Origin of the sequence: Marinitoga sp. 38H-ov (genome assembly GCF_011057715.1) — a bacterium.
GTDB lineage: Bacteria > Thermotogota > Thermotogae > Petrotogales > Petrotogaceae > Marinitoga.
In genome coordinates, this window is sequence record NZ_LNGH01000002.1 from 131,839 (window position 1) to 152,040 (window position 20,202).

Here is a 20,202-nt window from a genome sequence, read left to right on the forward strand (position 1 = left end):
TTTCCCCTCCTATACAAAAAGAGGTGGATTAACCACCTCTATAATTCAAATACTTTTTTTAATTTTGCAGGATCAAGTCTAAAGGGTGAATCTTTCCCTTGAAAAAAATGATGCTTTTCTATTAAATGAATTGATAAATCGCTATATATTACACTTTCATTATTTTTTAAATTAGTAACTTTTGTAACTACTTTTCTAAAAATACCATCTTCAAATGGACAAGGCAAATGACCTCTTGCTTCTCCTACTTGAACTTCCCAATACTCATCAACTGTTATTGGCTCTCCTAAACCTTTTTCACCTTTTTCTTTAAAATATTTCAATTTTCCAACAATAGATTCAATGGTAATATTCAACGTAGAAAGTAATTCTTCATCTTCAATTATTATATCAACTAAATTTCTATCGTCATTACCCATAAAGCCTTCTGCTGTTATAACTCCAGGTTTCATATTTTCCTGCGCCTTTTGAAATTCAGGAGTCATTTTCATACTTCTCCCCCCTTAAGCAAATTTATCATAATAAATCTTATCTTCAGGTATTCCATTGTTTTTCATAACATTAACACATGCATTTATCATTCCAGGGCTTCCACATAAATAACCTTCTTTGGGAGTATTTGGATCCATTTTTTCCTTAAAGTATTTATCTAATACATCTGTAATTAATCCAACTTCACCATCCCAGTTATCTTCAGGTAAAGGTTCTGATAAAGCAACAACAAAATGTAGGTTTGGCCATTTCTTTTCTAATTCTTTAAATAAATCTATATAATACACATCTCTTAATGATCTAGCTCCAAAGAAATACCAAACATTTCTATTTGTCATTCCTTTTTCAAACATATCTAAAATTATTGATTTTAAAGGAGCCATACCAGATCCACCCGCAACACCAATAACATCTGCATCTGTATCTCTTAAATAAAAATCGCCAAAAGGTCCAATAACTTCCATTTCATCTCCTTCTTTTAAATAATTATGAACATATGTTGTTGCAATCCCTCCAGGAACTAACCTTATCAATAGTTCAAATGAATCTTTTTGAGATGGAATAGAAGATATTGAATATGCTCTTTGGGTAGGCTCTTTAATTTTTTCATATGGCGGAACAACTATTTGCATATATTGGCCCGCTTTAAAATTAACTTCATTTGGATCTAATAATTTAAAACGAACTTCTTTAATGTCATGTGTGACATCAGTGATCTTTTCTATTCTTGTTTTATATTTTTTTACATTAAATAATTCTTCAGGTAACCATATATCAATGTCCTTTTTAACTTTCACTTGACATGACAATCTAACATTTTCCTTCATTTCTTCTGGAGTTAATAACGGTGTTTCTGTAGGTAAATGAGGACCTACATCAGATAATACTTTTACTTTACAAGCACCACAACTACCTCTTCCACCACAAGCAGAAGGAACAAAAATTCCTGTTTCTGATAATGTAGTTAAAAGTGATGCTCCTCCATTTACCGTTAATTCTTTTTCTCCATTTATTTTAACTTTAACTTCTCCATAATTATTTACAATTCCATCAACAACTGCAATAATTGCAGCTAAAACACCACTAATAATAGAAACAACTAATGGTGCAGTAATTATAGGACTCATTATATCACCTCACTGTACATTAAGCATTCCAGAAAAACCTATAAATGCCATAGCCATAATACCAATAATAATTAATGTTAAACCTGGTCCTTTTAGTGCTGCAGGAACATTAGGACTATTATCCACTCTCTTTCTTATAGCTGCTAATGCCATAATTGCAAGCCACCATCCTAATCCAGAACCTAAACCATAGAAAATTGATTGAATAAATGTATAATATCTTAATTGCATAAATAATGTTACCCCTAATATAGCACAATTAACTGTAATTAAAGGTAAGAATATGCCTAAACTCATATATAAATTTGGAGATAATCTATCAATTAACATCTCTAAAATTTGTACTACTGCAGCTATTACTATAATAAATATAATATATCTTAAATATTCAATTTCAAATGGAATTATTATCTTATGGTATACAATCCAGTTTAAGGCTGTAGTAATTGTCATAACCATTGTAACAGCCATACCTAAACCATTTGAAGATGTTATATCCTTTGAAACTGATATAAATGAACACATTCCTAAGAAATTTGCTAATAATATATTACTAGTAAATATTGATGCAAAAAATAATACGAATGGACTTATATCTGGAGCCATTATTTAGCCTCCTTTCTTAACATAATCCCCTTAGCCACCCAAATAAATATAGCTAACATAAAAAAAGCACTTGGTGCCATCAACATAATTGTCCATGACATAAATCCTTCAGGTAAAACTCTTATTCCAAACAAGGTGCCAAATCCAAGTAATTCTCTAAAGAAAGCAACTGAAATTAGAACAACTAAATAACCCAATCCAGATGTAAAACCGTCCCAAAATGATATTATTGGACCATTAGATTGAGCAAATCCTTCAGCTCTTCCCATAATTATACAATTTGTTATTATTAAACCGACATAAGGTCCTAAAGCCTTACTAATATCGGGCAAATATGCCCTTAAAATAATATCAACTATAATAACATAAAAAGCAATGATTAACGTTTGAACAATCATCCTAACTTTTCTTGGTATAAATCCTTTTATTATTGATACTGTTAAACTAGAAAAAGCAGTAACTAAACTAACAGCTATTGTCATAATAAATGTATTTGTAAGATTATTAGTTACAGCTAAAGCAGAACAAATACCTAATATTTGAACAAAAACAGGATTATTGTACCAAACATTTTCTTTTAATATCTTGTTATATTCACTCATTATAATTCACCTCCTAGGAGGTCTTTTAATATTGTTAAATAATTATTAATCATATTAGCTACAGATTCTGATGTTCTTGTTGCTCCAGTGATTGCTTCAAATTTACCATTTTCATGATCAAAATCTCCTTTACCTGTCCCACCAATAATCATTTCTATTTTTCCATCTTTGATTTTTTCAAATTTAAATTGCTCTTTAAACCATGCTTCTTCAATTCTTCCGCCTAATCCTGGAGTCTCACTTTGAGTAATAAAATCAATACCAACTATTTCTGTTAAATCACGATTTACTGCTAAAACACCTCTAATTGTACTCCATAATCCATTTCCAACAAAAATAACTGCATATACATCTTCTCCATCAACATTTGACATATATACATCAATATCATTTATTTTTTTCTTTGAAATCTTTTTATCAAAAAGCTTATATGCTTCTTCATCAGAATTATATTCTATACCCATTGCTGATAAAATCGCTTTCCTTTGAAATAACTCTTCATTAATTTGTACTTTTTCTTTAGTTAATTCATTTGCTAAGGCTAGTACAAAAACAAAAACAAATGAAACTATAAAGGTGAATAATACTACATATAATTTACTATCTTTTTTCATTTTTTCACCTTCTTTTTTGCTAATAATTCATCCATTAATGGTGCAAATGTATTACCTAATAACACCGCAAAACTCGTTCCTTCTGGGAATAATGAAAAAGTTCTAATTAAAATTGTTACTGTACCAATTAATAATCCATAATACCAATGTGCTTTTTGATTTTTTGGACCACTTATTGGATCAGTAGCCATAAAAACAGTAACAAACAATAAACTACCAGACATTATAAATTCTAATGGAAAATTAATAAACCCTGCAAAATAAAAAATATAAGTTAATGCAGTTGCACTTAAAAATGTTGATACAATAATTTTCCAACTTGCAGTTTTGGTGTAAATTAAATAAATTGCTGCTATAATAATTAAGAAAATAAAACTTTCACCCATAGATCCTGATCTAAAACCAAAAAATGCCTTTAACAAATCTATAGTTTCCCCAGAATCTCTCATGATTTTTAATGGAGTAGCTGTTGTTACTACATCAATACCAAAACCTCCCGGCTTCATCCATCCATATGTCATGACATTTGGAAATGTTATGTAGATAAATAATCTTCCAACAATAGCAGGATTAAAAGGATTCCTTCCAAACCCACCAAAAACCTCTTTACCAAATAATACTCCAAAAATAATTCCAATTAATGCAATCCACCAAGGAGTTAACGGAGGCAGAGATAATACAAAAAGCATAGATGTTACTAAAACAGCTTCTGAAACCTTTTTATTTACTCTCTTTTCCATTATGTATTCTGTAAAAATACCTCCAGCAAAAACAACCACACTTAGGATTAGCAATCGAACCCCATAAAAATATAAAGCAAATAAATATATTGGGGCTAATGCATACAAAACTCTTCTCATCATAGGTTGCTTTAAGAAAAAACTTTTTTTCACTAAATCACCCCCATTTTCTTTTTCTATAAAATTATATCACATTTTTTTCGAAAATGTCACATTTTTTTTATGCAACAATTTTTATCATATATTTATATTATAATTAATATTGTTTTAAATTCATTTCAATTTTTCTTTTTAATAAAAAAACAATTCCCACCGCTAGGTGAGAATTGATATTGATTAAAAATTCTCTATAATTTTATCCACATATTCATTAGTTGATAAGGCTTTAGGAGATATATCAATTGTTGCATACCCATCTAAAATTGTTTTTTCAATTGAATTCTTAATCAAATTAGCGACTTCATTAAATCCGATATATTCAAACATCATAACTCCAGATAAAATCAATGAAGTTGGATTGGCCATTTCAGGATTTTTTATTCCTGGAGCTGTACCATGTGTTGGTTCAAATAATGCAATTTTATCTCCTATATTAGCTCCTGGAACAAGTCCAACACCACCAATTTGAGCAGATGCTGCATCAGACAAATAATCTCCATTTAGATTGGTTGTTATTAATATGTCAAAATTTGAAGGATTTAACAATAATTGTTGAAACATATTATCTGCAATAATATCATTTATTTCAAGATGATTTATTTGATTATTAAATCCATTAAAAACTTCATAGCACCATTTTCTAAAGTTTCCTTCTGTATATTTCATTATATTCCCTTTATGTACTATAGTTATTTTTTTTCTATTTTTCTTTATAGCATACTCAATAGCTTTTCTCATAAGTCTTTTAGTTTTATATTCGCTAATTGGTTTTATTCCAATTGATGCTTTGTTTAAATTTGTTCCAAATTTTTTATTCAAAATTCTTATTAATTCATTTGATTCTTCAGAATTTTCTTCCCATTCAATACCACAATATACATCTTCTGTATTTTCCCTAAATATAATAATGTCAATTTTTTCTGGATTTTTTACAGGTGAATTTATACCTTTTATATATTTAACGGGTCTTATACATGCATATAAGTCCAATTCTTGTCTTAAAGCAACATTTAAGCTTCTATATCCGCTTCCAACTTGTGTTTCAAGAGGACCCTTAATCCCTATTTTAAATTCTTTCAATAATTTTATTGTTTCTTCCGGCAAAGGAGTTCCAAATTTTTCTATTGCTTTTTTACCTGCATATATTTCTTTCCAAATAATTTTCTTTTTACCTTTATATATAAAATCCATTGCTGAATTCCAAACTTTCATTGCTGATTTCATAATATATGGACCTATCCCATCTCCTTCTATATATAAAATTTGAATTTTTTCCATTTTACCACCCCTTAAAATAATACTAAATTATCAGCATGTATAAATTCTTCATAATCATTATCTATACTTTTTTTTCCAATAATATTTTTCCCTTCTAAAAAAGAGTAATTGCTAATTCCTTTTGCTATCAATTTATTATTATAATAAACATTTACTGAATCCCCTTTTAAAAATTTGCCTTCTATTTTTTCAATACCAATAGGCAATAAACTTTTTCTTTCAAGAATAGCTTCTTTTGCACCTTTGTTTATAAATAATTTTCCTTTACTTTTAGATAAATATGCTATCCAGGCTTTTTTATTTTTTATTTTTTTATGTGGCAGAAAAATCGTCCCAATATTTTCTCCATTTATAAATTTTTCAATATTTTCTAAATTTTTACCATTACAAATACAAGTTTTTACTCCTGAATTTGAGGCTATTTTTCCAGCCTCTATTTTTGAATTTATGCCTCCTGTTCCTAAAGATGTATTTTTTATTTTTAATAAATCAATTGCATTATTATAATTTTCTATTATTTTTTTATCCTTATCATATATCCCATCAACAGAAGTTAATATTATCAAAGAATCAGCTCCCCATCCAATAGCAAAATAAGCTGAAAGAATATCATTATCTCCAAATTTAATTTCTTCAACAGACACTGTATCATTCTCATTAATTATAGGTATTATTTTTAATTGATTTAAACCTATTAAAGTATTTTTCAAATTAATAAATCTAGACCTATTTGAAAAATCATCTCTTGTTAATAAAACCTGTGCAACTTTTTTATTATAAAAATTAAAAGCTTGTTCATATATTTTCATTAATTGCACTTGACCAATTGCACACAATGCCTGTTTTTGAGATAAACTTTTAATTGGATTTAATTTTAAATATTTTAAACCAACTGCTTTTGCACCAGAAGATACTAGAACAACTTTTTTATTATTATCTATTAATCTTGATACAACTGAACTTAATTTAAAAACAAAAGATTCATCGATTTTATCTTCTTTAATTAATATGTTACTCCCTATTTTTATTACAATCTTTTCCATTTTTAATCCCTCACATTATAATTACCTTGAATTACATATTTATAGGTAGTTAATTCCCTTAACCCTATTGGACCTCTTGCATGTATTTTTTGAGTACTAATACCCATTTCTGCTCCCATTCCAAATTCTCCACCATCTGTAAATCTAGTAGATGCATTAATGTATACTGTTGCAGAATCTATTTCATTAATAAATTTCATAGCATTAAAATAATTTTCCGTTAAAATAGATTCTGAATGACCTGTTGAATATTTTTTTATATGATTAATTGCATCATTAACATCTTCAACTACCTTTATTGAAAGAATTAAATCTAAATATTCTGTTTCCCAATCTTCTTCTATAGCTTTCTTCACATTAATAATATTTAGTACTTTTTCGCATCCTCTAATTTCTACATTTTTATCTTCCAATCTTTTTTTTAATATAGGAAGAATTTCCTCTGCAATATTTTTATGAATCAATACAGTTTCAACGGTATTGCATGTTCCTGGCCTCTGAGTTTTTGAATTAACAATAATTTCAGCAGATTTTTCTATATTAGCACTTTCATCTACATATATATGACAAACACCAACACCTGTTTCTAAAACAGGGACTGTAGAATTTTCTATAACAAATTCAATGAGACCTTTCCCCCCCCTAGGAATAATCAAATCCAAATAATTATTTAATTTAAGCATTTCATACACTAAATCTTTATTTGTATTTTCCAGTAATTCTACTGCATTATCTGGTATCTCAGATTTTTTTAATGCTTCTTTTATAGATTTTACTATAGCCTTATTAGAATTAATTGCATCAGATCCTCCTCTTAACATAATGGAATTCCCTGATTTCAAGGCTAATATTGTTGCTTCTAAGGTTACATTAGGTCTAGATTCATATATTATCCCTATTACTCCTAGAGGAACTCTTATTTTGCTTATTCTCAAACCATCTTCTCTTAAAAAAGAGTCATATATTTCACCAACTGGATCATTTAAGTTCATTACTGTTTTACAAGCATCTATCATTCCATTTATCCTTTTTTCATTTAAAACTAATCTATCTATTAAAGATTTCTTTATTCCTTTTTTTCTAGCATTTTCAATATCTAATATATTCACTTTTAATATACTATCTATATTTTTTTCAATTGTTTTGGATATTTCTAATATTGCATTATTTTTTTGTTTAGCGTTTAAGTTTTTCAAAATTTCAAAACTTTTTTTTAATTTCTTCGCTTTTACAAGTAATTCATTCATTTTATCACCTCAAAATTTATTATTCTTTAAATACGCTTCATATAGTGACTTCATAATCGCTCCCTTTACACTTTTCTGCTCTAATTCATATAATCCTTTAATTGTAACACCTCCAGGTGAAGATACCCTATATTTTAATTGAGATAATTCAATATTTTCTTTTTTTATAAATTCTATAGTTCCTTCAAAAGTTTTTAAAATAATTTCTTTTGCATCTTCTACATTGAATCCAATATTTATTGCTCCTTCAATATAGCTTTCGAGTATATAAGCAGCGAATGCTGGACCACTACTATTTAAAATAGTAAAAGCATCAAATTTTTTTTCATCTATTTCCATAATTTCTCCTAATGGTCTTAGCATAGATATAACCTCTTCCTTTACGTCACTTTTTATTGAATTATTAAATGTTATAGCAGTTATACCTTTTCCTATTTTTGAAATAATAGTTGGCATAATTCTTATTACATTTTTTTTATTAGATTTTTTTAATATTTCATTAAGACTTTTCCCAGCTGCAGTACTAATAATTACTGCATTATCATTATCTATTTTTGATATTTCATTTAATACATCATCCATATCTTTTGGTTTTACAGTTACAAAAATATATTTGGAATTTGAATAAATATCCTCAATATTTTCTCCTATTTTAACTCTACATTTTTTTTCATATTTTTTTATTTTTTCTCTATTTTTATCTATTATATAAAAATCATGTTCTTCATTTTGTAATATTTCTAATAACATACTTCCTATATTCCCAATACCAATTATTCCTAATTTCATATTTTCACACTCCATAACCATTATATTTTTTTACATATTTATCTATTCCGCCAATTTCTAATAATGCATTAATAAAATCCGGAAATGGTATAAATGTATATTTCTTATTTTGAGTTAAATTTAATACAATCCCTTTTTCAGTATCTATTTCTAACAAATCTTTTTCATTTATTTCATCTATTCCATTATCTTTTAACTCTATAACTGGTAACCCTATATTTATTGAGTTTCTATAAAAAATTCTTGCAAAAGATTTAGCAATTATACAGGAAACACCTGCAACTTTAATTATTCTAGGTGCATGTTCTCTTGAAGATCCTAAACCAAAGTTTTTTCCTCCAACAATAATGTCACCTTTCTCTACATTTTTAGGAAAATCTTCCCTTGAATCTTCTAATACATGTTTTGCTAATTCTGGAAGATTAGATCTTAAATGAAAATATCTACCTGGTGCTATATGATCAGTAGATATATTTTCACCAAATTTCCATACTTTACCTTTTAAAATCATTTCAACACCTCCCTTGGATCTGTAATATATCCAGTTATAGCAGTAGCAGCTGCTGTTGCTGGTGATGCTAAATAGATTTCACTATTTGGATTCCCAGCTCTCCCTTTGAAATTCCTATTTTGTGTAGATAATAATTTTTCTCCATCAGCAAGTACTCCTGCATGAACTCCAACACATGGTCCACAACCAGGTGGAAGTATTGTTGCCCCAGAATTAACAAATATATCTATTAATCCTTCTCTAAGTGCTTTTAAATAAATATGTTTAGATGCTGGAGCTATTAATAATCTTACTTCTTCTGCCTTTTTTTTATTTTTTAATATTGATGCAACTATTCTTAAATCTTCCATTCTTCCATTTGTACATGTACCTATATATACTTGGTCTATTTTTATATTTTTCACTTCACTAATATTCTTCGTGTTATCTACAGTATGAGGAAATGAAACTTGAGGTTCTATTTTCGATATATCTATTTCTATTACCTTTTCATATATTGCATCTTTATCAGGAAATATTTCTTTAAAATCTTTTATTCTATCATAAGTTTTTAAAAATTCTTTTGTTTTTTCATCTGTTGGAAACAAACCAACCTTAGCTCCTGCTTCTACAGCCATATTTGATATTGTTAATCTTGATTCCATACTTAAATACTTTAATGCATCTCCAGAAAATTCTAATGCTTTATATGTAGCTCCATCTGATCCAATTAATCCTATTAAATATAATATTATATCTTTAGCATACACACCTTTTTCCAAATACCCATTTAGTACAATATTATAGCTTTCTGGAACTTTAATCCAAACTTTTCCTAATCCGTATGCTAAAGCGACATCAGTTGAACCCATACCTGTAGCAAATGCTCCTAATGCACCAGATGTGCATGAATGAGAATCAGCTCCTACTATAACATCTCCTGGTCTTGCATATTTTTCTACTACTATTTGATGGGATATTCCCTCCCCAACATCAAATATTTTTGCTGATGTTTTTTTGCAAAAATCCCTTAATTTAATTTGTGTATTTGATAATTCTTTTCTTGGGCTAGGAGAAGCATGATCTATAAATACTAAAGATTTTGTTTTTACATTATTAAAATCTAATTTTTCAAATTGGTCTATAGTTAAAGGTCCTGTCCCATCTTGTACAAATGCTAAATCAACATTTACAGTAATAATTTCTCCAGGTATTACATCTTTTTTTGTATGAAAACTTAATATTTTTTCTACCATTGTTTTACCCATTAATTTTTACCTCCTTTATTTTTTTATAATCTAAGTTTTTTGGACCATTATATATTGATCTAGGTCTAAAAATTCTATTGTTTTTACAATATTCCATCGCATGCGCTGTCCAACCTACAATTCTAGCCATTGCAAAAATTGTTGTAAAAAAATCTTTAGGAATGTTAAAGTAGTTATATAATATACCTGAATAAAAATCTACGTTAGGATATATCTTCTTGCCTTTAAAATTTTTTAATACTACTTCTTCTACTTTTAAAGCTATTTTATAATATCTTATTTCTTCTTTGATCTCATTTAGCCATTTTTTCAATATTTTTGCTCTTGGATCAAAAGTTTTATATATTCTATGCCCAAATCCCATTATTTTTTTTCTTTTTAATATTAAATCATTAACATATTTTTCAACATAATCAATTGTTCTTATTTCTTCTAACATCATTAATACTTTCTCATTTGCACCCCCATGTAATTGACCTTTCAATGTGCCTAATGCCGTTGTTATAATTGAATAAACATCTGATAATGTAGAAGCTGTCACAGTAGATGCAAATGTTGACGCATTCATTCCTTGCTCCATATGAAGTATTAAACTTTTATCAAACAATTCTTTTTCCTGTGGAATATCTCCAAACATCATATATAGAAAATTTTCTGAATGTTTTAAATCTTCATTAGGGTGAATAAGTGAGAAATTATTTTTTATTCTATACCAATATGCAATAATTGTTGGGATTTTCGCAGTTAAATTTATCGCATCTTCAAACGTAGAATTATTATCACTAGAATACATTCCTAATACTGAAACTACGCTTCTCAAGACTTCCATTGGATGTGCATTTTTAGGAAATAGATACATTAATCGAATTATATTTTTTGGCAATTCTCTTTTTTTAGTTAACATCGCATTAATAAAATCTAATTCATTTTCATTAGGCAAATTACCAAACCATATTAGATACGCAGTTTCTTCAAAATTTGAATATTCAACTAAATCTTCAATACTAAAGCCTCTATATATTAACTCCCCCTTTTCACCATCAACATAAGAAATAGAACTTATAGCAACTGCAACTCCCTCGAGTCCATGTTTTACTTCGCATTTCGTTTCCATAATTTCACCCCCAAATTTAAAATAAAAAGGCCACACTTAATAAGTGTGGCCTTTGATTCCCTTAAGATTTATAACAATGGAAATATACCGAACTTAAGGTGTTTCAAAGACCTCACCTTTTGTTCGGGTTCATTATTTAATGTATTATTAACTTTTATATTGGATATTTTTATAATGTATTTCATTTTTATTCCTCCTAATTTTTTTTTGATTTTATCATGATATATTATTATTTGTCAAGTATTTTTTTACAAATATATTAATGTAATTTTTTATTAACTATTTATTTATCAATTATATTCTATAATCCATTTTTGTTTTAATTTTTCTAATGTTCCATCAGTTTTAAAACATTCAATTACTGTATTTAACCATAATAATAAATCAATATCTTCTTTTTTTACAGCTATACCTAAATTTTCTTTTGTTAATAATTCTGGAACCATCTTTATTGAATTATATTTTTTTACAAGAGTTCCAAAATATAAATCATCAAAAACTATTGCATCTGCTTTATTTATTATTATTTGATATGCAGCATTATCAACCGTTTCAAATGTTAGTATTTTTGCCTTTGGAAATTTTTTTCGAGCAACAATTTCTCCCGTAGATCCCAATTGAACAGCTATTTTAGCCTTTTCTCCCATATTTATTATATCTTTTATTGTAAGATTATTATATTTTTTGGAATTATACATTAAGGCTTGTCCAGTTTGAAAATAGGAATTTGTAAAGTTAACTCTTAAAGCTCTTTCAGGAGTAATTGTCATTGCCGCTAATATAACATCAAATTTATTTGTCATCAATGCAGGTATTATTCCATCCCAATTTGTTATTACATATTCAACCCTCACTCCCAACAACTCACCTATTAATTCAGCAAATTCAATATCATGCCCTATTCTATTTCCTTTTTCATCAATACCATAAAACGGTGCATATGCCGGATCTTGACCAATTAATAATACTCCTCGTTTTTTGAATTTCTTCTATTTTCCCACCAAAAATAGCTAAACTTATTACCAAAATAACAAATACTAATGCTAACTTTTTCATAATCTTACCTCCTTTTTATTATATAAACATAATATAATTTTCTTAATTACACACTATGCAAATTCATATTTTAACTTATTATTAAAAAATAATTCAGGATCAACATTTTCTAGAATTTTTCCATCTTTCATAAATATTATTCTATCTCCTGCTTTCTTAGCAAAATTTACTTCATGAGTAACTATAACCATAGTTTTTCCAAGTCTTGCTAAAAACATCATTACTTCTGTTACTTCATGAACTAAACTAGGATCTAAAGAGGATGTTGGTTCATCAAATAAAATAATTTCTGGATCCATCGCTAAAGCTCTTGCTATTCCCGCTCTTTGTTGTTGCCCACCAGATAAATGTGAAGGATAATTATATGCCTTATCTTTTAATTGAACTTTTTCTAAAACTTCAAAAGAAATATTATAAGCTTCTTCTTTTTTTATTTTTTTTGTCCTTATTAATCCCAGAGCTATATTCTCTATAATTTTCAAATGTGGAAAAAGATTATGTTGTTGAAATACAAACCCAATTTTTTGAACTAATATATTTCTAGAATAATTCAAAATATTTTTTCCATCTAAATTAATTAATCCACTTTGATATTCTTCTAATCCAGCTATACACCTTAAAAGTGTTGATTTCCCAGATCCCGAAGGGCCCATAATAATTAACACTTCTCCTTTTAAAATTGATAAATTTACACCTTTTAGAACATTTAAATCTCCAAAACTTTTTTTTAAATCAAATATTTTTATCATATAATAGAATACCTCCTTTCAAAATATTTTCCTAAAACTTGCAAAAATGCATTTACTGAAAAATACAGTATAGCTACGGTAATATATGATTCAAAAGAGGCAAATGATGATGTTGCAATCTGTCTTCCAACCATCGTTAATTCCTGTAAAGCTATTACTGATGCTAACGAACTATCTTTTACTAAACTAATAAACTGTCCTGTCAATGAAGGTAAAGTCATCCTAAACGCTTGAGGCAATAATATGTCTGTATATAAATAAAAATCATTTAATCCAATTGTTTTAGCAGCTTCAATTTGTCCCTTTGAAATAGATTCTATACCACCTCTAATTATCTCTGATATATAAGCTCCTTCAAACAAAGAAAGAGAAATTATTGAACCAATAATTGCACTTATATCCATTATTGAACCCATACCATAATATACTATTAAAATAATTACTAATAATGGAATATTTCTAAAAATAGTTGTATATATATTTGAAATTTCTTTCAAAATAATATTTTTAGTAGTTTTTATTACACCAAATATTATTCCTATTATCATTGCAAAAAACATAGAAAAACATGAAATAATTAATGTCATATAAAATCCTTTTAAATATAATAAAATATAATTAAATGGCACTTTTGTCCAATTAAAAGGATATGATTTTGATATTTCAATATATAATAAACATACTAAAAAAAAGAAAAGAAAAGATGAGATTGCCTTTTGTAAAAAATTGTTTTTCATATAAATTCTCCTTTCTAGAATTTTATAAATAAAAAAGGCCACACTTAAAAAAAGTGTGGCCTAGGATTCCTCGAGATAAAATACGACAACTCAAGGTGTTAGCCTTAGGCCACACCTTGAATGATGTCTTATATTAATATTTAATGAATATATTTTTTTCATAATATCTCCTCCAAAATTTTTCACGATTATACCACAATATTTTTTCTTTGTCAACTACAAAGTATATTTTTCTAAATATGCTGGAATAGCATTATTTTTTATAATTTTACTAAGTATTTTACCACTTGATCTAATATGAGATTTTGAATTTTCATAATCAAACTCATACAAACCGTATTTTGCTAGAAAACCATTATCCCACTCAAATGTATCAAATATACTTTTATGTAAAAAACCAAATATTTTTATGTTATTTTTTAACAAAAAATACATTTTAGATAATATATTTATTAGAAAAACAGATCTATATATATCATTTTCATCAGCTATTCCTAAAGAATGAATTAATATAGGTTTATCAAATTTTTTTAATTTTAATAATGAATTATAAAAAAAATCTGGATTAATTATTTTTCCTATATCATCTTTTTGATATGGTTTTTTTGTTTCATAATCACTATTACCTTCATAACTTAATGATATAAAATCTAAATATTTTAATAGATTACTTTCTTTAATGTCAATATTATATTCAATATTTTTTGTTATAGAAACTTTGGCATATTTATTTTTCTTTTTAATTAATAAATATGCTTCTTTATGCAAATTATATATATTTTCTAAAATATTCTCTTTTTCAGATATCGGGGGAAAAAAATTATTAATTGATTTTTCAACGAATTTTACGGGTTCAAAAAAAGTAATGTAATAATCTACTAACCCACCTAGATAATCTAGAATTAATCTTATATAATCAATAAAAAATTTTAAATTTTCTTCTTTACTAAATCCACCTTTTTCTTCAAACCAGAATGGAATTGTATAATAATTCAATATTATTATTGGTTCAATATTATTATTTTTTAAGTTTAGAACAAAATTCTTATAACTCTCTATTTTTTTATAATTAATTAAATTAATCTCAGGCATAATCTTTGCCCACTCAATTGAAAAAGAAAGAGAATTAAATTTCATTTCTTTTGATTTTTCAACTGTTTCATTAAATAAATTTATATTAACCTCATTTAATATCTGCAAACCACTACCATCTTTTATATGACCTTTGTTTTGCCATATATCCCAATTGGTTTTATTATTTTTTTTCTCAATTTGATACGATGAAAATGTCCCTCCCCATAAAAAACCTTTGGGAAAAACTATACTATTTTTATTCACAAAACCCCCCCAAAAACTATTCTTTTGTTATACCAAATGCCTTTAAAATAACTCTCTTTCTCCTTTGTCCATCAAATTCCGCATAGAAAATTTCTTGCCATGGTCCTAAATCCAATTCTCCGTTAGTAATAGGAACTATAACTTGATGATGCATTAATAGATTTTTTAAATGCGCATGTCCATTAATTTCTCCTGTTCTATGATGTTTATATGGATAATTCTCTGGAGCTAATTTTTCTAACCATTCTTTTATATCTTCCATTAATCCAGATTCATAATCATTAATGTATATTGATGCTGTTAAATGCATAGCAGAAACCATAACATATCCATCAATAATATTTGATTCCCTGACAAAATTATTTACTTCATTTGTTAAATGAATAATTTCAATTTTATTTTTAGTATTAAACCATAAGTATTTAGTAACACTTTTTACTTTATTCCCAAATACTTCTTTATCAAATGACATATTTTCTCCCCCTAAAATTTTGGTTTTTCCCTCATAGTTTTAATACTAATTTTTTCGAAAAATCTTAATATTTTAGTAAATATTCTTTCTTTATTTGAGATAGGATTAACTTTAATAGTATAAAAACCACTCTTATTACCAGCTATTATATCAGTATATAATTGATCACCTATAAGCGCTACATGTGTTGGTTCAATTCCATATTCTTTTATTTTTCTTTTTATTTTATATGGAAAAGGTTTTAAGGAATATCCCATTACTTCTATATTATATTTTTTTAATGTTTTTTTTATATTATTAAATCTATATTCTTTTCCATTTGAGGCTATTAAGATTTTAAAATCTTTTGATAATATTTCAAAAAGTTCAATAATCTCTTTTGGAAGTTCTTCAGATCTCCATGTAGTTAAAGTATTATCAAAATCAAAAATAATTAATTTATAATTATTCTTTTTTAATTTTTTGTAATCTATATCAAAAACATTTTCTACAAATTCATTAGGAACCGCCAAATCCATAACTCTAAACAACCATCCAAAAGTATAAAAAAAGAGAAAATACATAATTTTTGAAATTACTGCAGCTATTTTTTTATACATGGAATCTATCTCATAAGTATATGGATTAACCAAAATCGTGTAAAAGCCATTTTTATTTCCAACTAACATGTCAGTAAAAAACAAATCCCCTATTAAAACAGTGCTACCAGGGTCAGACCTTAAATCTTCTAAAACCTTTTTTAATTTTCTTGAAAAAGGCTTTCTCATTCTCCAATATATTTTTACTTTACCTTTGGTTTTTTCTTCAACATTTTTAATTCTTTTCTCTGGACCATTCGAAACTACAGCAACTTTAAATCCTAATTCATATAACTTATTAAATAGATTTAATGTTTTATCATCTATTTGCTGTTTCCAAGGAGCTAAAGTAAAGTCGTAATCAAAAAGTATAGTATTAAAACCCAATTTTTTCAATTTTAAGTAGTCAATATCAAATATGGTTGGATGATGTTCGTAGGGGATTGGAATATATTTATAGATATTATACTTCCCCGTTATTTGGTTCAATCTTTGCTACCTCCAAATCAGTCATTTCTTTTAATGAGTTAATTAATTTTAAAGCTTCCTCTAAAGTATCCTTAGGACATATTATTTTCATCATATTATTTTCTACAACATTTCTCACATTCATCAAATTATCTACGGATTCCAATAAATAGGTTACAAGATGAATGTCTTCTTTTTTCACTTTTAAATATACATCATATTCTAACACTTTTTCTTCTATCATAATTTCACCCTTTCTATTTTTTTACAATATTTTACAATATGTATCTTAAAATTTTTTTACAAAAGTTCTGCAGCTTTAGTAGCTAATTCCGAACGCTCTCCTTTAACAAGATAAATATGAGCAGCCAAATCAGAATCTTTAAATTTTGAAGATACATATATTAAACCATTTGATGAAAATCCTAAATAAGGATTATCAATTTGAAATGGATCTCCTGTTAAAATTATTTTTGTATTTTCACCAACTCTAGTAATTATTGTTTTTATTTCATGTGGGGTTAAATTTTGCGCCTCATCAATTATCATATATTGCTGCGGAATAGATCTACCTCTAATATAAGATAATACTTCTATTTCTAAAATATCTTTTTTTTCCAAATATTCATCAGGTTTCTTACCTTTCCCTTGAAAAAGAAATTCTAAATTATCATATATTGGTTGTAACCAAGGTTTCATCTTTTCTTGAATAGAACCAGGTAAATATCCAATATCCTTACCAACAGGAACAACTGGTTTTGATACTAACAGTTTTTTATATTTTTTTTCTTCTAATACTTTTCCCAAACCTATAGCCAAAGCTAATAATGTTTTACCAGTACCAGCACTCCCAACTAAAGTAACTAAAGGTATTTCATCATTTAACAATGCATCAAATGCAAAAATTTGTTCTCTATTTCTCGGATTTATCCCAAATACATTAGTAAATAGAGAAATATCTAGTTTTAATAATGATTTTTCTTTTTCTGAATATCTATAATAATTCCCTTCATTTAAATCAAAATATGTGTTTGGTGATGGTTTTTCATCTAAATTTAATAGATTGATATTTATTTTTTCTTTATCAATTAAAGATTTTTCTACCTTAAGATCAATATATCCCGTAAAATAATTTTCATATTCTATTCTATCGGTTAAATAATCTTGAGTTTCCACACCAACAGCTTCAGCTTTTATTCTTAAATTTAAATCTTTAGTTACTAAATAGGTGGGAATTTTACTTTCATTTTTTACATGCAAAGCATAATATAGAATAAAATCGTCAACTTTCTTTCCTAAATATTTAGGAATTTCTAAATTTTTACTGTCTAATGTGATAATCTTTAAAAGACCACCATTTTCAAGTTTAATTCCATCCCTTAAATTTCCATTTTTTCTTAAATTATCAAATATTCTATTAACTTCTCGAGCAGCAGCACCAGTTCTTTCACTTCTTGTTTTTAAATCATCTATTTCTTCTAATACAGGAAATGGAATCAAAACATTGTTATCTTCAAAATTAAATATAGCTTTTGGATCATGAATTAAAACATTTGTGTCAAGAATATAATTTTTTATCATACTACCCCCTCCATTTTTTTATGAAATCCCTTAAACTTTTTATCCCAAATTTATTAACAAAAAATAAAAACACTCTTGCTGTCATCAACGCATCTTCATATGCTCTATGTGATTTACCAACATATACATTAAATTTTTTAGCTAAATGTTCTAATGAGTAAGGTCCTTTACCTAATAGTTCTTTAGCAATTTCAAGTGTGTCAATATAATAATTATCAACAGGTAAAATCCCACTTTCTTTTGCTGCTAAATCTAAAAACATCATATCCATTTTTATATTATGTGAAACTAAAATAGTGTCAGATATATATTCTTTAAACTTTGGAAAAACTTCAATTATTGTAGGAGCATTTTCAATATCTTTATTATTTAATTTATGAAATTGTGAACCTTCTACTGGAATTTTAATATTTGGATTAACTAATGTATGAAATTCATACTTTCTTTTTATTTTTCCATTGAAAATAGGTATTGCAGCTATTTCAATTATTCTATCTCCTAAATAAGGTTTTAATCCTGTTGTTTCTAAATCAAAGGATACAAAAACTTGTTGATTCATGTAATTACCTCCTAATTTAAGTATAGCATAATTTTGAATAACTTGCAATTTAGTTTCAATAAATTTTTATTTTGAATAAATTTATGTTAAATTCTTTTTATTTAGAATTTTTTTTGGTATAATACTATGGAAAAAAATTCCGCTCTTTTAAAGGGCCAAAATTGTCCGAGGAGGTGTAGTATGAAGGAAAGAATTTACGAAGTTATGTTTATTGTTTCTCCTGAATTATCAGAAGAAGCAAGAAACGCGGAAGTTGAAAAGGTTAAAGGTTGGATAGAAGAGAAAGTTGGAGGAAATGTTCAACACTGGGAAAGATGGGGTATGAGAAAATTAGCTTATAGAACCCATCAAGGATATACTGAAGGAGATTATACTTGGGGTATTTTCAAAGCTTCTCCTGAAAAAGTTAATGAATTGGATGGATTATTTAGAATTAATAGCCAAAATACATTTAGATGGCAAGTATTTAGAAGAGAAGATTTAGAAAAAGCAGAAAAAAATAAAGAAAATAAAGCTGTTGAAAATCAAGAAGTCGTTGTTGAAGAACCTGTAAATACAGAAGAATGATAGGGATGAAAATATGAGTTATTCATTTAATAGAGTAATCTTAGTTGGGAGACTTACTCGCGATCCGGAAGTTAGGATGACTACTTCTGGTGACAAAGTGGCAAATTTTACTATTGCTGTTGATAGACCTAATTGGAACAGCGATTTCAATGGTCAAAAAACAGATTTTATAAGAATTGTAGTATTTGGGAAAAGAGCTGAATTTGCTGAAAATTATTTAAAAAAAGGTGTATTAATTTTAGTGGAAGGATCACTAAGAATTAATACTTGGAGAGACCAAAACAATAATTATAAGGAAAGAGCTGAAGTTTCTGCATCAGCAATACAATTTATGGAATCAAAAGCTAGCAGAGATGCATATATAACAGATAATTTTGAAAATAATTCAAATATAGAAGTTATTGAACCGACAATAGATGAAGTATCTGATGATTTGGATGATTTCTCAAATGATAATTTTCCACAGTTTTTTCCAATTGACGATGTAAATCCAGATGATGATACTCCACCAAATTTTTAGGAGGTGAA

Annotated in this window: 25 protein-coding genes; 2 read left to right on the top strand and 23 right to left on the bottom strand. The window is 26.9% G+C overall.

From position 1 onward, the window contains the following. Positions 1-38: 38 nt before the first annotated feature. The 23 genes from AS160_RS00785 to AS160_RS00890 all read right to left on the bottom strand — a co-directional run bounded on the left by AS160_RS00785 (position 39) and on the right by AS160_RS00890 (position 19,107). Positions 39-491: a hypothetical protein gene (locus tag AS160_RS00785; protein WP_165144071.1), complete on the bottom strand. Its 453-nt coding sequence runs from the start codon at positions 489-491 to the stop codon at positions 39-41. A gap of 12 nt (positions 492-503) precedes the next feature. Then, positions 504-1,619, bottom strand: a complete 1,116-nt coding sequence (locus tag AS160_RS00790; RefSeq protein ID WP_165144072.1) for a 2Fe-2S iron-sulfur cluster binding domain-containing protein — start codon at positions 1,617-1,619, stop codon at positions 504-506. Positions 1,620-1,628: 9 nt separating this feature from the next. After that, positions 1,629-2,225: an Rnf-Nqr domain containing protein gene (locus AS160_RS00795; protein ID WP_165144073.1), complete on the bottom strand. Its 597-nt coding sequence runs from the start codon at positions 2,223-2,225 to the stop codon at positions 1,629-1,631. Further along, a complete protein-coding gene (locus tag AS160_RS00800) occupies positions 2,225-2,827 on the bottom strand; it encodes an NADH:ubiquinone reductase (Na(+)-transporting) subunit D (RefSeq protein WP_165144074.1) in 603 nt (200 codons plus the stop codon). Before AS160_RS00800 ends, AS160_RS00795 begins: the two co-directional genes overlap by 1 nt. Further along, a complete protein-coding gene (locus AS160_RS00805; RefSeq protein ID WP_165144075.1) occupies positions 2,827-3,441 on the bottom strand; it encodes an FMN-binding protein in 615 nt (204 codons plus the stop codon). Before AS160_RS00805 ends, AS160_RS00800 begins: the two co-directional genes overlap by 1 nt. Beyond that, positions 3,438-4,304, bottom strand: a complete 867-nt coding sequence (locus tag AS160_RS00810; RefSeq protein WP_165144144.1) for an RnfABCDGE type electron transport complex subunit D — start codon at positions 4,302-4,304, stop codon at positions 3,438-3,440. Before AS160_RS00810 ends, AS160_RS00805 begins: the two co-directional genes overlap by 4 nt. 213 nt (positions 4,305-4,517) lie before the next feature. Beyond that, the gene (locus AS160_RS00815; protein ID WP_165144076.1) at positions 4,518-5,618 is read right to left on the bottom strand and encodes an isocitrate/isopropylmalate family dehydrogenase; all 1,101 of its coding nucleotides are present in this window, start codon (positions 5,616-5,618) and stop codon (positions 4,518-4,520) included. Between the two features lie 11 nt (positions 5,619-5,629). Next, a complete protein-coding gene (gene proB, locus AS160_RS00820) occupies positions 5,630-6,661 on the bottom strand; it encodes a glutamate 5-kinase (RefSeq protein ID WP_165144077.1) in 1,032 nt (343 codons plus the stop codon). Between the two features lie 2 nt (positions 6,662-6,663). Next, entirely contained in the window at positions 6,664-7,908 is a 1,245-nt protein-coding gene (locus AS160_RS00825; protein WP_165144078.1) for a glutamate-5-semialdehyde dehydrogenase, read from the bottom strand. A gap of 9 nt (positions 7,909-7,917) precedes the next feature. Further along, a complete protein-coding gene (gene proC / locus AS160_RS00830) occupies positions 7,918-8,697 on the bottom strand; it encodes a pyrroline-5-carboxylate reductase (protein ID WP_165144079.1) in 780 nt (259 codons plus the stop codon). A 4-nt stretch (positions 8,698-8,701) separates the two neighbouring features. Beyond that, a complete protein-coding gene (locus tag AS160_RS00835) occupies positions 8,702-9,205 on the bottom strand; it encodes a 3-isopropylmalate dehydratase small subunit (protein WP_165144145.1) in 504 nt (167 codons plus the stop codon). Next, the gene (locus AS160_RS00840; protein WP_165144080.1) at positions 9,205-10,455 is read right to left on the bottom strand and encodes a 3-isopropylmalate dehydratase large subunit; all 1,251 of its coding nucleotides are present in this window, start codon (positions 10,453-10,455) and stop codon (positions 9,205-9,207) included. Before AS160_RS00840 ends, AS160_RS00835 begins: the two co-directional genes overlap by 1 nt. After that, positions 10,448-11,569, bottom strand: coding sequence for a citrate/2-methylcitrate synthase (locus AS160_RS00845; protein WP_165144081.1), 1,122 nt, complete (start codon positions 11,567-11,569; stop codon positions 10,448-10,450). The genes AS160_RS00840 and AS160_RS00845 overlap by 8 nt, the downstream gene beginning before the upstream one ends. 290 nt (positions 11,570-11,859) lie before the next feature. Next, positions 11,860-12,528, bottom strand: coding sequence for a transporter substrate-binding domain-containing protein (locus AS160_RS00850; protein ID WP_206528021.1), 669 nt, complete (start codon positions 12,526-12,528; stop codon positions 11,860-11,862). Next, the gene (locus AS160_RS11180) at positions 12,488-12,625 is read right to left on the bottom strand and encodes a hypothetical protein (RefSeq protein WP_206528017.1); all 138 of its coding nucleotides are present in this window, start codon (positions 12,623-12,625) and stop codon (positions 12,488-12,490) included. Before AS160_RS11180 ends, AS160_RS00850 begins: the two co-directional genes overlap by 41 nt. Positions 12,626-12,678: 53 nt before the next feature. Next, complete coding sequence (locus AS160_RS00855; RefSeq protein ID WP_165144082.1) at positions 12,679-13,374, bottom strand: amino acid ABC transporter ATP-binding protein; 696 nt, start codon at positions 13,372-13,374, stop codon at positions 12,679-12,681. Next, the gene (locus tag AS160_RS00860) at positions 13,371-14,111 is read right to left on the bottom strand and encodes an amino acid ABC transporter permease (protein WP_165144083.1); all 741 of its coding nucleotides are present in this window, start codon (positions 14,109-14,111) and stop codon (positions 13,371-13,373) included. Before AS160_RS00860 ends, AS160_RS00855 begins: the two co-directional genes overlap by 4 nt. Before the next feature lie 216 nt (positions 14,112-14,327). Further along, entirely contained in the window at positions 14,328-15,449 is a 1,122-nt protein-coding gene (locus AS160_RS00865) for a family 1 glycosylhydrolase (RefSeq protein WP_165144084.1), read from the bottom strand. A gap of 16 nt (positions 15,450-15,465) precedes the next feature. Then, positions 15,466-15,921, bottom strand: coding sequence for a secondary thiamine-phosphate synthase enzyme YjbQ (locus tag AS160_RS00870; protein WP_165144085.1), 456 nt, complete (start codon positions 15,919-15,921; stop codon positions 15,466-15,468). Between the two features lie 11 nt (positions 15,922-15,932). Next, the gene (locus tag AS160_RS00875; RefSeq protein ID WP_165144086.1) at positions 15,933-16,988 is read right to left on the bottom strand and encodes a YqeG family HAD IIIA-type phosphatase; all 1,056 of its coding nucleotides are present in this window, start codon (positions 16,986-16,988) and stop codon (positions 15,933-15,935) included. Beyond that, a complete protein-coding gene (locus tag AS160_RS00880; protein WP_165144087.1) occupies positions 16,963-17,211 on the bottom strand; it encodes a DUF4911 domain-containing protein in 249 nt (82 codons plus the stop codon). The genes AS160_RS00875 and AS160_RS00880 overlap by 26 nt, the downstream gene beginning before the upstream one ends. Before the next feature lie 56 nt (positions 17,212-17,267). Continuing rightward, positions 17,268-18,548 carry a PhoH family protein gene (locus AS160_RS00885; RefSeq protein WP_165144088.1) on the bottom strand — a complete coding sequence of 427 codons (1,281 nt, stop codon included), beginning with the start codon at positions 18,546-18,548 and terminating at the stop codon, positions 17,268-17,270. Between the two features lies 1 nt (position 18,549). Beyond that, complete coding sequence (locus AS160_RS00890; RefSeq protein ID WP_165144089.1) at positions 18,550-19,107, bottom strand: 3'-5' exonuclease; 558 nt, start codon at positions 19,105-19,107, stop codon at positions 18,550-18,552. Positions 19,108-19,287: 180 nt separating this feature from the next. Between AS160_RS00890 and rpsF the strand changes: the two genes are divergently transcribed. Both rpsF and AS160_RS00900 read left to right on the top strand, forming a co-directional pair. Continuing rightward, the gene (gene rpsF / locus AS160_RS00895; protein ID WP_165144090.1) at positions 19,288-19,674 is read left to right on the top strand and encodes a 30S ribosomal protein S6; all 387 of its coding nucleotides are present in this window, start codon (positions 19,288-19,290) and stop codon (positions 19,672-19,674) included. Between the two features lie 13 nt (positions 19,675-19,687). After that, positions 19,688-20,194: a single-stranded DNA-binding protein gene (locus AS160_RS00900; RefSeq protein WP_165144091.1), complete on the top strand. Its 507-nt coding sequence runs from the start codon at positions 19,688-19,690 to the stop codon at positions 20,192-20,194. The last annotated feature ends 8 nt before the right edge of the window (positions 20,195-20,202 follow it).